Raw genomic sequence first — 13,388 nt, 5'->3', positions numbered from 1 at the left:
GATTACTTACCAGCCTTTCCGGCCTTGCGGCGGATCTGCTCGCCCGCGTAGCGGACGCCCTTGCCCTTGTAGGGATCGGGCAGACGCAGGGAGCGGATCTTCGCGGCAACCTGGCCAACCTGCTGCTTGTCGATACCGGAAACGGAGACCTTGTTGTTCCCCTCCACGGACAGCGTGATGCCGTCCGGCGCGCTGAAGGGAACGGGGTGGCTGTAGCCCAGAGCGAACTCCAGGTCGGCGCCCTTGGCCTGCACTCGGTAACCGGTGCCCACGATCTCCAGCTGCTTGGTGTATCCCTGGGACACACCCTGGATCATGTTGGCGATCAGGGACCGCGTGAGACCGTGCAGCGAGCGGGACTCGCGCTCGTCGTTGGGACGGGACACCTGCACGGTGCCGTCCTCGACGACCACCGTGATGGGTGCCGCCACCGTGTGGGTCAGCGAGCCCTTGGGGCCCTTGACCGACACTGCGGAACCGTCCACGGAAACCTCCACACCGGCGGGCACAGAGATCGGGAGACGTCCAATACGTGACATGTCTTCTTCCTTTCTTCTTCTGTGCTACCGATTACCAGACGTACGCGAGGACTTCCCCGCCCACGCCCTTCTTGCCGGCCTGCTTGTCAGTCAGCAGCCCGGAGGAGGTGGACAGGATCGCGATGCCGAGACCACCGAACACCCGGGGGAGATTCGTGGACTTCGCGTACACGCGCAGACCCGGCTTGGAGATGCGGCGAACACCGGCGATGGAGCGCTCACGGTTGGAGCCGAACTTGAGCTGCAGGGTCAGCGTCTTGCCGACCCGTGCGGGCTCCTCGGACCAGTCCGCGATGTAGCCCTCGGCCTTGAGGATCTCCGCGATACGAGCCTTGAGCTTGGAGTAGGGCATGCTCACGGTGTCGTGGTAGGCGGAGTTCGCGTTGCGCAGACGCGTCAGCATGTCTGCGACGGGATCTGTCATTGTCATGTGGGCTTCAGCCCTTCCTCGCCACGGTTTCCCTGCCGGTTGCAGCCCGCAGGGACCTTCTGGCGTCGATGGAATTAGTTGGTCTTGAACGGGAAACCGAGCGCCTTCAGCAGCGCGCGGCCCTCGTCGTCGTTCTTCGCGGACGTGACCACGGTGATGTCCATGCCGCGCACGCGGTCGATCTTGTCCTGATCGATCTCGTGGAACATCGACTGCTCGGTCAGACCGAACGTGTAGTTGCCGTTGCCGTCGAAGTGGCGGTCCGACAGGCCGCGGAAGTCACGGATGCGCGGCAGCGCGAGCGTGACCAGGCGGTCGAGGAACTCCCACATGCGGTCGCCGCGCATGGTGACGTGCGCGCCGATGGGCATGCCTTCACGCAGCTTGAACTGCGCGATGGACTTCTTGGCACGGTTGACCACGGGCTTCTGGCCGGTGATGGCGGTGAGGTCCTTGATGGCGTTGTCCACCAGCTTGGAATCCTTGGCCGCCTCGCCCAGACCCATGTTGACCACGACCTTGACCACGCGGGGCATCTGCATGACGTTCGCGTAGCCGAACTGCTCCTGCAGAGCCGGAGCAACGGTCTCCTGGTACTTGGTCTTGAACCGGGGGGTGAACTTGGTTTCGGTCGTTTCGCTCATCACAGATCCTTGCCGGTGCTCTTGGACACGCGGACGCGGACGGTCTTCTGCTTGCCGTCGCGCTCCACGGTCTCGGTGCGGTAGCCCACACGGGTCGGCTTGCCGGTCTCCGGGTCCACGAGCATCACGTTGGAGATGTGGATGGGAGCCTCGGACTTGACGAGGCCGCCGGCTTCGCCCTGGGCATTGGCGCGCTTGTGCTTGGTCACCACGTTCACACCCTCGACCACCACGCGGGAGGTCTCGGTGATCACGCGCAGGACCTTGCCCTGCTCGCCCTTGTTCTTGCCGGTGATGACCTGTACGAGGTCGCCGGTCTTGATCTTGAATTTAGCCATGTCAGAGCACCTCCGGAGCCAGCGAGACGATCTTCATGAACTTCTTGTCGCGCAGCTCGCGGCCCACGGGGCCGAAGATGCGCGTGCCGCGGGGGTCCCCGTCGTTCTTCAAGATCACTGCGGCGTTCTCGTCGAAACGGATGTAGGAACCGTCGGGACGGCGCCTCTGCTTCTTGGTACGGACCACAACCGCCTTGACCACGTCGCCCTTCTTGACGTTGCCGCCGGGGATGGCGTCCTTGACGGTGGCGACGATGACGTCGCCAATGCCTGCGTAGCGGCGTCCGGATCCACCGAGCACACGGATGGTGAGAATTTCCTTCGCACCCGTGTTGTCGGCAACCCGCAGCCGCGATTCCTGCTGAATCACTGAATACTCCTGTCGTCGCGCCGGTTCTCATCCAAACCTGCTGAATGTCGAGCCTTGCGGAACGGTGGTCGTGTGAACTCTGCGTGCCACGGTCTCCCCCGAGGCCGTAGGAGGGGCCCGGGGCGCTGCACGCAGTTTGCACGCGGTGGTCGAACGTGTGGGCGAGGTGACTCGCCGTGCTGCCCTGCTCGGATTCGTGGCTGAGTGCAGAATCAACGAACAAGTTCTCGCAGCGGTCGCACCGGTCTGGTGTGACGCCTGCCGCGGCGGACCGCGGCACTTGCCGCCGGACGTCGCGCCCCGGAAGGGCGGGGACGCCGGTCGTGGATTCCGGCTCAGCAGGGTCGAAGCCAGATGGGCACACGTGTGACGACACGCGTACCGGCCCAATCTACCGCATCCGCGGTCCGAACTCCAACCGCAGAGTGGACGCGGACGCGCAGCAGCCCCCGCCCGGCTGTGCCGGACGGGGGCTGCGGGGACGAACCCGATCGGGAAGGGCCTACTTGGCCTTCTCGATGATCTCCACGATCCGCCAGTTCTTGCTGGCGGACAGCGGACGGGTCTCGACGATGCGCACGAGGTCGCCGACGCCGCAGGAGTTCTGCTCGTCGTGGGCCTTCACGCGCTTGGACTTGCGCAGGACCTTGCCGTAGAGCGCGTGCTTGACGCGGTCCTCGACCTGGACCACCACGGTCTTGTCCATCTTGTCGGAGACCACGTAGCCCTGGCGGGACTTGCGGTCACCGCGCTCGGCCGCGGCCGTTTCGTTGTTGACCTGCTCGCTCACTTGGCATCATCCTCAGACTTGGCAGCCTTCTTCGAGGCCTTCTTCTCGGTCTTCGCGGCAGCCGGCGCCACGTCCTCGCGGATGCCGAGCTCGCGCTCCCGCAGGACGGTGTAGATCCGGGCGATGTCACGCTTCACGGACTTGAGGCGGCCGTTGCTCTCGAGCTGCCCGGTTGCAGCCTGGAAGCGCAGGTTGAACAGCTCTTCCTTGGACTTGCGCAGCTGGTCGGTGAGGGCACCGGTGTCAAGAGCCGCAAGGTTGTCCATGTTCAGATCCTTGGATCCAATAGCCATTGATCATTCACCGCCTTCGCGACGCACGATGCGTGCCTTCATCGGGAGCTTGTGGATTGCCAGGCGCAGCGCCTCACGGGCCACGTCCTCGCTCACGCCCGAGATCTCGAACATGACGCGTCCGGGCTTGACGTTGGCGATCCACCACTCGGGGGAACCCTTGCCGGAGCCCATGCGGGTCTCGGCGGGCTTCTTGGTCAGGGGACGGTCCGGGTAGATGTTGATCCAGACCTTGCCGCCACGCTTGATGTGGCGGGTCATGGCGATACGAGCGGCCTCGATCTGACGGTTCGTCACGTAGGCCGGGCTCATCGCCTGGATGCCCCACTCACCGAAGGTGACCTGGGTTCCGCCCTTGGCCTGCCCGCGACGACGCGGGTGGTGCTGCTTGCGGAACTTCACACGACGTGGGATGAGCATTACTTACCACCCTCTGCGTTGGGCGCCTCCGCAGCGGTGTTCTGCTGCGGGGCTGCGGCGGAGTCGCGCTCACGGCGCCCGCCACGGTCGTTACGGTCATTCGGGCGACGACGCCGCTCGCCACCGCCGCGACGGTCGTTGCGTCCGCGCGAGGACGGAGCAGCAGCCTGCTGGGCGGCGAGTTCCTTGTCGGTCAGGTCACCCTTGTAGATCCAGACCTTCACACCGATGCGGCCGAAGGTGGTCTTCGCCTCGAAGAAGCCGTAGTCGATGTTCGCGCGCAGGGTGTGCAGGGGCACACGGCCTTCGCGGTAGAACTCCGAACGGGACATCTCCGCGCCGCCCAGACGGCCGGCGCACTGGATGCGGATGCCCTTGGCACCAGCCCGCTGCGCGGACTGGATGGCCTTCTTCATGGCGCGACGGAACGCGACACGGGAGGCCAGCTGCTCGGCGACACCCTGGGCAACCAGCTGCGCGTCGATCTCGGGGTTCTTGACCTCGAGGATGTTCAGCTGGATCTGCTTGCCGGTGAGCTTCTCGAGCTCGCCGCGGATGCGGTCCGCCTCGGCGCCGCGGCGGCCGATCACGATGCCCGGGCGGGCCGTGTGGATGTCCACGCGGACCCGGTCACGGGTGCGCTCGATCTCGACCTTGGAGATGCCGGCGCGGTCCATGCCCTTGGACATGAGCTCGCGGATCTTGACGTCCTCGCGGATGTAGTCCTTGTAGCGCTGACCCGGCTGGTTGGAGTCGGCGTACCAGTGCGAGACGTGGTCGGTGGTGATGCCCAGACGGAATCCGTTGGGGTTGATTTTCTGTCCCACTTAGCGGACCTCCTCCTTCTCCGGGGTCGCCACGACCACGGTCACGTGGCTCGTGCGCTTGTTGATGCGGTACGCACGGCCCTGGGCACGCGGCTGGAACCGCTTCATGGTCGGTCCTTCGTCCACGAAGGCCGCGGAGACCACGAGGTCTTCCGGCTTGAACGCGAGACCCTCGCGGTCGGCCTTCTGCCGGGCGTTCGCCACGGCGGACTCGAGAACCTTGAACACCGGCTCGGAAGCTGCCTGGGGGGCAAACTTCAGAATCGCCAATGCCTCATTCGCCTGCTGGCCACGAATCAGGTTGACGACGCGCCGGGCCTTCATAGGCGTCACGCGGATGTAGCGCGCAGATGCCTTGGCTTCCATTGCTTTCCTTCTCTCGTCTTGTCGAAGAAGTGCAGCGTGCTCACCCCGGAGGGTCAGCGACGCTTGCCCTTCTTGTCGTCCTTCACATGGCCGCGGAACGTGCGGGTGGGAGCGAATTCGCCGAGCTTGTGACCGACCATCGACTCCGTGATGAACACGGGAACATGCTTGCGTCCGTCGTGCACGGCGATCGTGTGGCCGAGCATGTCGGGGACGATCATCGAGCGGCGGGACCACGTCTTGATGACGTTCTTGGTGCCCTTCTCGTTCTCCTTGGCGACCTTCACGAAGAGGTGCTGATCAACGAAAGGGCCCTTCTTGAGGCTGCGTGGCATTAGTCAGGCTCCTTAGCGCTTGTTCTTGCCGGTACGACGACGACGCACGATGAGCTTGTCGCTTTCCTTGTTGGGGCGACGGGTGCGTCCCTCGGGCTTGCCGTTGGGGTTGACCGGGTGACGACCACCGGAGGTCTTGCCCTCGCCACCGCCGTGGGGGTGGTCCACGGGGTTCATCACGACACCGCGGACGGTCGGGCGGATGCCCTTCCAGCGGTTGCGACCGGCCTTGCCCCAGTTGATGTTCGACTGCTCGGCGTTGCCGACCTCGCCGATGGTGGCGCGGCAGCGCACGTCCACGTTGCGGATCTCGCCGGAGGGCAGGCGCAGCTGGCCGTACTTGCCCTCACGGGCCACCAGCTGCACGGAGGCGCCGGCGGAACGGGCGAGCTTCGCTCCCCCACCGGGACGCAGCTCCACGGCGTGCAGCACGGTGCCCACCGGGATGTTGCGCAGCGGCAGGTTGTTGCCCGGCTTGATGTCCGCGTTGGGGCCGGACTCCACGACGTCGCCCTGCTTCAGACGGTTCGGCGCGATGATGTAGCGCTTCGTGCCGTCCACGTAGTGCAGCAGCGCGATGCGAGCCGTGCGGTTCGGGTCGTACTCGATGTGCGCGACCTTGGCGTCCACGCCGTCCTTGTCGTGACGGCGGAAGTCGATCACGCGGTACTGGCGCTTGTGCCCACCGCCCTTGTGACGGGTGGTGATGCGACCGGTGTTGTTGCGTCCACCCTTCTTGGGCAGCGGACGCACCAGGGACTTCTCGGGCGTGGTGCGCGTGATTTCTACGAAGTCCGCAACCGACGAGCCACGACGGCCCGGGGTTGTCGGCTTGTGCTTACGGATAGCCATGTTTTGAGTTCCTCGTTAAAGTGGTCTCCGCTCAGGAGAGCGGACCGCCGAAGATGTCGATGGAGCCTTCCCGAAGGGACACGACGGCACGCTTGGTGGCCTTTCGCTGTCCCCAGCCGAAGCGAGTGCGCTTGCGCTTGCCGGGACGGTTGAGGGTGTTGATGGACGCAACCTTCACACCGAAGATGTGCTCGATCGCGTACTTGATCTCGGTCTTGTTCGCCGAGGGGTCCACCTGGAAGGTGTACTTGCCCTCGTCGATCAGGCCGTAGGACTTCTCGGAGACCACGGGACGGATGATGACGTCGCGCGGGTCCTTGTTGTAGATGGCGCTCACTTGGCGTCCTCCTGCTTGCTACCGGACGCGGCTGCGACGAACGACTCGTAGGCGGCCTGGGTGAAGACCACGTCGTCCGAGACCAGCACGTCGTACGTGTTGAGCTGGTCCGCGTACACGGCGTGCACGTTGACCAGGTTGCGCACGGACAGAGCGGCGTTGTCCTCGCCACGGGCCAGCACGACCAGCAGGTTCTTGCGCTCGGAGATCGAACGCAGCGCCTCCTTGGCGGCCTTCGTGGACGGCTGCGCGCCGCCCAGCTCAGCGACCACGTGGATGCGGCCGTTGCGTGCCCGGTCGGAGAGGGCACCGCGCAGGGCGGCGGCCTTCATCTTCTTGGGCGTGCGCTGGGAGTAGTCACGCGGCGTGGGGCCGTGCACCACGCCACCACCGGTCATGTGAGGAGCACGGATGGAGCCCTGACGAGCCCGGCCGGTGCCCTTCTGCTTGAACGGCTTGCGGCCTGCGCCGGAGACCTCGGCGCGGGTCTTGGTCTTGTGCGTGCCCTGTCGGGCGGCGGCCAGCTGCGCGACGACGACCTGGTGCAGCAGCGCCACGTTGGTCTGTGCGTCGAAGATCTCAGCGGGCAGCTCGACGTTGACGGTTTCAGTTGCCATGGGTATCAAGCTCCCTTCACGGTGGAACGGACGAGGACGACCGAACCCTTGGGGCCCGGCAGGGCGCCCTTGATGAGCAGCAGGGAGTTCTCGGCGTCAACCGCGTGCACGGTCAGGTTCATAGTGGTGTGACGGGCGTTGCCCATCCGCCCGGCCATGCGCATGCCCTTGAACACGCGAGCGGGGTACGACGCGCCGCCGATGGAACCCGGCTTGCGGTGGTTCTTGTGCGCACCGTGGGAGGCGCCCACGCCGGAGAAGCCGTGACGCTTCATGACGCCGGCAGTGCCCTTGCCCTTGGTGGTGCCGACGACGTCGACCTTGGCGCCGGACTCGAAGAGCTCGACGGACAGCTCCTGCCCGAGCTCGTAGCTGGCGGCGTCGGAAGTGCGCAGTTCGACGACGTGGCGGCGGGGCGTCACGCCTGCGGCGGCGAAGTGACCGGCCAGGGGCTTGGTCACCTTACGGGGATCGATCGCACCGAAGCCGATCTGAACGGCGTTGTAGCCGTCCCTGTCCTCATTGCGCAGCTGCGTCACGACGTTGGAGTCGGCCTTGACCACGGTCACCGGCACGAACTTCCCGTTCTCGTCCCAGACCTGGGTCATGCCGAGCTTGATGCCCAGCAGGCCCTTCACCTGGCGTTCGAAAGTGGTAGTCATTGGGATGCGATCCTTTTTACAGCTTGATTTCGATGTTCACGTCAGCGGGCAGGTCGAGACGCATGAGCGAGTCGACGGCCTTGGGCGTGGGGTCGATGATGTCGATCAGCCGCTTGTGGGTGCGCATCTCGAAGTGCTCACGGCTGTCCTTGTACTTGTGCGGCGAACGGATCACGCAGTACACATTCTTCTCGGTGGGCAGCGGGACGGGTCCCACCACCGTGGCGCCTGCGCGCGTCACCGTCTCAACGATCTTCCGGGCCGAGACGTCGATGACCTCGTGGTCATAGGACTTCAGCCGGATGCGGATTTTCTGTCCCGCCATGGCGTCGTGACTCTCTTTCTGAAGTACTTCCCTGTACGGAGTCCGTGACTCCTTTGTGTTCGGCGGTCTTCTCCGCCTCCCCGCACAGACTGAATCCGGAAAGGACATCCGGGTTCCTCACCCTGCCGGGGCCCCGGCACCCGAACTCGGGCGTGTCGCGCGGAAGGCGACGAGGACGAGTCCACACTGTGAACTGGTACCGGTGACGATGGTTGTTCGCGGCGCGGTTGCGCGTGGTGCCGGCGCATTGCGTTTGCTTCGGCTGCACACCTGCTCCGCACCCGGTTCTCGCGATGGACCTGACGTTCGTGCAGAGCGCGCGATGACTCGCGCCGCTGAGCGAACAACAGCGACCATTCTGCCAGACACGGCAGTGGCGCGCAAACCGAGGACCGGCGGCGCGGAGCAGGGCTCCGCGCAGCGCCGAGACGTGCGAAGGCCCCGCGGTCCTCCACAGGACCGCGGGGCCTTCGTGGTGCGGCTCAGTGCCTCACCCGATCACCTGGACTTACTTGATGATCTTGGTGACTCGCCCGGAGCCCACGGTGCGGCCACCCTCACGGATGGCGAAGCCGAGGCCGTCCTCCATGGCGATGGGCTGGATGAGCTCCACCGTCATCTCGGTGTTGTCACCGGGCATGACCATCTCGGTGCCCTCGGGCAGCGTGATGACGCCGGTCACGTCCGTGGTGCGGAAGTAGAACTGCGGGCGGTAGTTCGAGTAGAACGGGTTGTGACGCCCGCCCTCTTCCTTGGACAGGATGTAGACGTTCGCCTCGAAGTCGGTGTGCGGGGTGATGGAACCCGGCTTGCACACGACCTGACCGCGCTCGACGTCGTCACGCTTGAGACCGCGGAGCAGCAGACCGCAGTTCTCGCCCGCCATGGCCTCGTCCATCTGCTTGTGGAACATCTCGATGCCGGTCACCGTGGTCTTCTGCACGGGGCGGATGCCCACGATCTCGACCTCGGAGTTGATCGGCAGGGTGCCACGCTCGGCGCGGCCGGTCACCACGGTGCCGCGACCGGTGATGGTGAAGACGTCCTCGATGGGCATGAGGAAGGGCTTGTCGGTGTCGCGGACGGGGTCCGGCACGTTCTCGTCCACGGCCTCCATGAGGTCCTCGACGGACTTGACCCACTCGGCGTCGCCCTCGAGGGCCTTGAGCGCGGAGACGCGCACCACGGGGGCGTTGTCACCGTCGAAGCCCTGGTCCGACAGCAGCTCGCGGACCTCCATCTCGACGAGGTCGAGGAGCTCTTCGTCGTCCACCATGTCGGACTTGTTCAGCGCCACCAGCAGGTAGGGAACGCCCACCTGGCGGGCGAGCAGCACGTGCTCGCGGGTCTGGGCCATGGGGCCGTCGGTGGCGGCGACCACGAGGATCGCGCCGTCCATCTGAGCCGCACCGGTGATCATGTTCTTCACGTAGTCGGCGTGACCGGGGGCGTCCACGTGGGCGTAGTGGCGCTTGTCGGTCTGGTACTCGATGTGCGCGATGTTGATCGTGATACCGCGCTGCTTCTCCTCCGGGGCGGAGTCGATGGCACCGAAGTCGCGCTGCTCGTTGACGTCCGGGTACTTGTCGGCCAGGACCTTGGAGATCGCAGCCGTGAGCGTGGTCTTGCCGTGGTCAACGTGGCCGATGGTGCCAATGTTGAGGTGCGGCTTGGTGCGCTCGAACTTGGCCTTCGCCATGATGTGTTCCTCCTAGAACATTGAGGTGAGACTTGCTCGACTGCTCCGGACCCCGGAGCACGGACCGCAGCGCATCGGCGCTGAGCGTGTCGAAACCTGTGCAAGTCTACTTCTGGATTACGAATTTACTGAAATCTCGGGGCGGGCCCCGAGGGGCTCACTCGCCGCGGTTCTTCTGGATGATCTCCTCGGCCACGGCCTTGGGGACCTCTGAGTAGCTGTCGAACTGCATCGAGTACACGGCGCGGCCCTGCGTCTTGGAACGCAGGTCGCCGATGTAGCCGAACATCTCGGACAGCGGGACCAGAGCCTGCACGAGCTTCACACCCGTGACGTCCTCCATGGACTGGATCTGGCCGCGACGGGAGTTCAGGTCGCCGATGACGTCGCCCATGTACTCCTCCGGCGTACGCACCTCGACCGCCATGAGCGGCTCGAGCAGCACCGGGTTGGCGCGGCGCGCGCCCTCCTTGAACACCATGGAACCGGCGATCTTGAACGCCATCTCCGAGGAGTCGACGTCGTGGTACGCGCCGTCGACGAGAGTGGCCTTGACGCCCACGACCGGGTACCCGGCGAGGATGCCGAGCTGCATGGCGTCCTGGATGCCGTGGTCCACGGAGGGGATGTACTCACGCGGCACGCGACCACCGGTCACGGCGTTGTCGAACTCGTACAGCTCCTCGGCGTCCAGGGGCAGCGGCTCGAAGGAGACCTGCACCTTCGCGAACTGCCCGGAACCACCCGTCTGCTTCTTGTGGGTGTAGTCGACCTTCTCGACGGCCTTCTTGATGGTCTCGCGGTAGGCCACCTGGGGCTTGCCCACGTTGGCCTCCACACGGAACTCGCGCTTCATGCGGTCCACGAGGATGTCCAGGTGCAGCTCGCCCATGCCACCGATCTCGGTCTGGCCGGTCTCGTCGTTGAGGGACACCGTGAACGTGGGGTCCTCCGCGGAGAGCTTCTGGATGGCGGTGGAGAGCTTCTCCTGGTCACCCTTGGTCTTCGGCTCGATGGCCACGAAGATCACGGGCTTCGGGAAGCTCATGGACTCCAGCACGATCGGGTTGGAGGAGTCGCACAGGGTGTCACCCGTGGTGGTGTCCTTCAGACCGATCGCGGCGTAGATGTGGCCGGCGGAGATCTCCTCCACCGGGTTCTCCTTGTTGGAGTGCATCTGGAAGAGCTTGCCGATGCGCTCGCGCTTGCCCTTGGTGGAGTTCATCACCTGCTCACCGGCCTTGGCCTTGCCGGAGTACACGCGGATGTAGGTCAGCTGGCCGTAGAACGGGTGCGAGGCCACCTTGAACGCCAGTGCCGCGAAGGGACCGTTGGCGTCGGCGGTGCGGGTGAGCACCTCTTCCTCGTCGTTGACGGCGTGACCCTGCACGTCCTCCACGTCCAGGGGGGAGGGCAGGTAGTCCACCACGGCGTCGAGCATGGGCTGAACGCCACGGTTCTTGAAGGCGGAGCCGCACAGCACGGGGTAGGCGGCCGAGGAGGTGGTCAGCTTGCGCACGCCGGTCTTGATCTCGTCCTCGGTCAGCTCCTCGCCGCCGAGGTACTTCTCCATGAGGTCGTCGTCGGCCTCGGCCACGGCCTCGACCAGCTGGTTGCGGTACTCCGCGGCGCGGTCCTGGAGGTCCTCGGGGATCTCGCGGGTCTCGTACTTGGCACCGAGGGAGACGTCACCCTTGGAGTCACCCTCCCAGACGAGGGCCTTCATGGTGATGAGGTCCACGACGCCCACGAAGTCGTTCTCGGCGCCGATGGGCAGCTGCAGCACGAGCGGGGTGGCACCCAGGCGGGACTTGATCGTGTCCACGGTGAAGTAGAAGTCCGCGCCGAGCTTGTCCATCTTGTTGACGAAGCAGATGCGGGGGACTTCGTACTTGTCGGCCTGGCGCCACACGGTCTCGGACTGGGGCTCCACGCCCTCCTTGCCGTCGAAGACGGCCACCGCGCCGTCGAGCACGCGCAGGGAGCGCTCGACCTCGACCGTGAAGTCCACGTGACCCGGGGTGTCGATGATGTTGATCTGGTAGTCGTGCCAGTAGCACGAGGTCGCGGCCGAGGTGATGGTGATGCCGCGTTCCTGCTCCTGCGCCATCCAGTCCATCGTGGAGGCACCGTCGTGCGTCTCGCCGAGCTTGTGGTTGATGCCCGTGTAGAACAGGATTCGTTCGGTGGTCGTGGTCTTACCGGCATCGATGTGAGCCATGATGCCGATATTGCGGACCTTCTTGAGGTCGGTAAGCACGTCGAGTGCCACGATGGTTCCCTTCGTAAAAGGTGGTGCCGGGCCCTGGTGTCGGCCCCGCCGGAGCGGGGCCGACAGGACTACCGAATTTTACCAGCGGTAGTGGGCGAAGGCCTTGTTGGATTCGGCCATCTTGTGAGTGTCCTCGCGGCGCTTCACGGCGGCACCGAGACCGTTGGACGCGTCCAGGATCTCGTTCTGCAGACGCTCGGTCATGGTGTTCTCGCGGCGGGCCTTGGAGTAGCCCACGAGCCAGCGCAGGGACAGAGCCTGCGCACGTCCGGCCTTGACCTCCACGGGCACCTGGTAGGTGGCGCCGCCCACGCGACGGGAGCGGACCTCGAGGGCCGGCTTCACGTTCTCGAGGGCCTTCTTCAGCGTGGCCACGGGATCGGAGTTGGTCTTGTTGCGCACACCCTCGAGGGCACCGTAGACGATGCGCTCGGCGGTGGACTTCTTGCCGTCCTGCAGGACCTTGTTGATCAGCTGCGTGACCACGGGCGAGCCGTAGACGGGATCGACGACGAGGGGGCGCTTGGGAGCGGGACCTTTACGAGGCATTACTTCTTCTCCTTCTTGGCGCCGTAGCGGGAGCGGGCCTGCTGGCGACCCTTGACACCCTGGGTGTCGAGCGCGCCGCGCACGATCTTGTAGCGAACGCCGGGGAGGTCCTTCACACGACCGCCGCGCACGAGCACGATGGAGTGCTCCTGCAGGTTGTGGCCCTCGCCGGGGATGTAGGCCGTGACCTCCACGCCGCCGTTGAGCTTCACACGGGCCACCTTGCGCAGCGCCGAGTTGGGCTTCTTGGGGGTGGTGGTGAACACGCGGGTGCAGACGCCGCGCTTCATGGGGTTGCCCTTGAGCGCGGGAGCCTTGGTCTTCACGACCTTGGAGTGCCGGCCCTTGCGGACCAGTTGCTGGATAGTTGGCACAGTGCCTCCTGTTGGAGCGGGGACCGGTGTGTGCCGGACCCGCCGGTGACGGAACATTGACTCCGGGGTGCCCGGCGGCCTGCCCGGGCGGTGCACACCGCACGGAAGGTGCCACAGAGCATGACGAAAGATGGCATCTAGGTACAGGGTGCGTACCACAGGACGGAGTCCGATTTGCCATCTCATTGCAGACTGCCCGGAATCGAGCAATTCTGAGCCATCGTAGCAGGTGCGCACGCGCCCGCGAAAACGGGCTGGCTGACCGGGCCCGGCGGCGTCGTCGTGGCGGGACGGGCCGGACGAGACGGAGCCCGAGCGCGCTCCCCCGAGAGGAAGACGCGCCCGGGCT

20 protein-coding genes are annotated in these 13,388 nt (G+C 65.5%); all 20 read right to left on the bottom strand.

Features of this window, described 5'->3' with window-relative positions; translation table 11 throughout:
- Positions 1-2: 2 nt before the first annotated feature.
- Positions 3-539, bottom strand: a complete 537-nt coding sequence (rplF, locus tag CWC38_RS01470) for a 50S ribosomal protein L6 (protein WP_121845072.1) — start codon at positions 537-539, stop codon at positions 3-5.
- A 31-nt stretch (positions 540-570) separates the two neighbouring features.
- A complete protein-coding gene (gene rpsH / locus CWC38_RS01465) occupies positions 571-969 on the bottom strand; it encodes a 30S ribosomal protein S8 (protein WP_121845071.1) in 399 nt (132 codons plus the stop codon).
- 74 nt (positions 970-1,043) lie between these two features.
- A complete protein-coding gene (gene rplE, locus CWC38_RS01460; protein ID WP_121845070.1) occupies positions 1,044-1,613 on the bottom strand; it encodes a 50S ribosomal protein L5 in 570 nt (189 codons plus the stop codon).
- Positions 1,613-1,951 (bottom strand): 50S ribosomal protein L24, encoded by a 339-nt coding sequence (rplX, locus tag CWC38_RS01455; protein WP_019309641.1) that lies wholly within the window; start codon positions 1,949-1,951, stop codon positions 1,613-1,615. The genes rplE and rplX overlap by 1 nt, the downstream gene beginning before the upstream one ends.
- Before the next feature lies 1 nt (position 1,952).
- On the bottom strand, positions 1,953-2,321 hold the full coding sequence (gene rplN, locus CWC38_RS01450; protein ID WP_012397698.1) for a 50S ribosomal protein L14: 369 nt from the start codon (positions 2,319-2,321) through the stop codon (positions 1,953-1,955).
- Positions 2,322-2,823: 502 nt separating this feature from the next.
- Positions 2,824-3,111: a 30S ribosomal protein S17 gene (rpsQ, locus tag CWC38_RS01445; protein WP_121845069.1), complete on the bottom strand. Its 288-nt coding sequence runs from the start codon at positions 3,109-3,111 to the stop codon at positions 2,824-2,826.
- Positions 3,108-3,404 (bottom strand): 50S ribosomal protein L29, encoded by a 297-nt coding sequence (gene rpmC, locus CWC38_RS01440; protein ID WP_121845068.1) that lies wholly within the window; start codon positions 3,402-3,404, stop codon positions 3,108-3,110. The genes rpsQ and rpmC overlap by 4 nt, the downstream gene beginning before the upstream one ends.
- 3 nt (positions 3,405-3,407) lie before the next feature.
- Complete coding sequence (gene rplP, locus CWC38_RS01435; RefSeq protein ID WP_012397695.1) at positions 3,408-3,824, bottom strand: 50S ribosomal protein L16; 417 nt, start codon at positions 3,822-3,824, stop codon at positions 3,408-3,410.
- Positions 3,824-4,651, bottom strand: a complete 828-nt coding sequence (gene rpsC, locus CWC38_RS01430) for a 30S ribosomal protein S3 (RefSeq protein WP_121845067.1) — start codon at positions 4,649-4,651, stop codon at positions 3,824-3,826. Before rpsC ends, rplP begins: the two co-directional genes overlap by 1 nt.
- A complete protein-coding gene (gene rplV / locus CWC38_RS01425) occupies positions 4,652-5,017 on the bottom strand; it encodes a 50S ribosomal protein L22 (RefSeq protein WP_055085353.1) in 366 nt (121 codons plus the stop codon).
- 53 nt (positions 5,018-5,070) lie between these two features.
- Complete coding sequence (rpsS, locus tag CWC38_RS01420; protein ID WP_035959716.1) at positions 5,071-5,352, bottom strand: 30S ribosomal protein S19; 282 nt, start codon at positions 5,350-5,352, stop codon at positions 5,071-5,073.
- A 12-nt stretch (positions 5,353-5,364) separates the two neighbouring features.
- Positions 5,365-6,204 carry a 50S ribosomal protein L2 gene (gene rplB, locus CWC38_RS01415; protein WP_047979388.1) on the bottom strand — a complete coding sequence of 280 codons (840 nt, stop codon included), beginning with the start codon at positions 6,202-6,204 and terminating at the stop codon, positions 5,365-5,367.
- 31 nt (positions 6,205-6,235) lie between these two features.
- The gene (gene rplW, locus CWC38_RS01410) at positions 6,236-6,541 is read right to left on the bottom strand and encodes a 50S ribosomal protein L23 (protein WP_121845066.1); all 306 of its coding nucleotides are present in this window, start codon (positions 6,539-6,541) and stop codon (positions 6,236-6,238) included.
- Positions 6,538-7,158: a 50S ribosomal protein L4 gene (gene rplD / locus CWC38_RS01405; protein ID WP_121845065.1), complete on the bottom strand. Its 621-nt coding sequence runs from the start codon at positions 7,156-7,158 to the stop codon at positions 6,538-6,540. The genes rplW and rplD overlap by 4 nt, the downstream gene beginning before the upstream one ends.
- Before the next feature lie 5 nt (positions 7,159-7,163).
- A complete protein-coding gene (gene rplC / locus CWC38_RS01400) occupies positions 7,164-7,820 on the bottom strand; it encodes a 50S ribosomal protein L3 (protein WP_121845064.1) in 657 nt (218 codons plus the stop codon).
- A gap of 16 nt (positions 7,821-7,836) precedes the next feature.
- Positions 7,837-8,145 (bottom strand): 30S ribosomal protein S10, encoded by a 309-nt coding sequence (gene rpsJ, locus CWC38_RS01395; protein ID WP_003803825.1) that lies wholly within the window; start codon positions 8,143-8,145, stop codon positions 7,837-7,839.
- A gap of 508 nt (positions 8,146-8,653) precedes the next feature.
- Positions 8,654-9,844, bottom strand: a complete 1,191-nt coding sequence (tuf, locus tag CWC38_RS01390; RefSeq protein WP_110919096.1) for an elongation factor Tu — start codon at positions 9,842-9,844, stop codon at positions 8,654-8,656.
- Between the two features lie 157 nt (positions 9,845-10,001).
- On the bottom strand, positions 10,002-12,116 hold the full coding sequence (fusA, locus tag CWC38_RS01385; RefSeq protein WP_121845063.1) for an elongation factor G: 2,115 nt from the start codon (positions 12,114-12,116) through the stop codon (positions 10,002-10,004).
- Positions 12,117-12,194: 78 nt separating this feature from the next.
- On the bottom strand, positions 12,195-12,665 hold the full coding sequence (rpsG, locus tag CWC38_RS01380) for a 30S ribosomal protein S7 (RefSeq protein WP_012397685.1): 471 nt from the start codon (positions 12,663-12,665) through the stop codon (positions 12,195-12,197).
- Positions 12,665-13,039, bottom strand: coding sequence for a 30S ribosomal protein S12 (gene rpsL, locus CWC38_RS01375; protein WP_012397684.1), 375 nt, complete (start codon positions 13,037-13,039; stop codon positions 12,665-12,667). The genes rpsG and rpsL overlap by 1 nt, the downstream gene beginning before the upstream one ends.
- Positions 13,040-13,388 lie beyond the last annotated feature (349 nt).

Source organism: Kocuria tytonicola (genome assembly GCF_003687455.1).
GTDB lineage: Bacteria > Actinomycetota > Actinomycetes > Actinomycetales > Micrococcaceae > Kocuria > Kocuria tytonicola.
The sequence above is the reverse complement of the archived record's forward strand: the minus strand, read 5'-3'. Positions and strand labels throughout refer to the sequence as shown.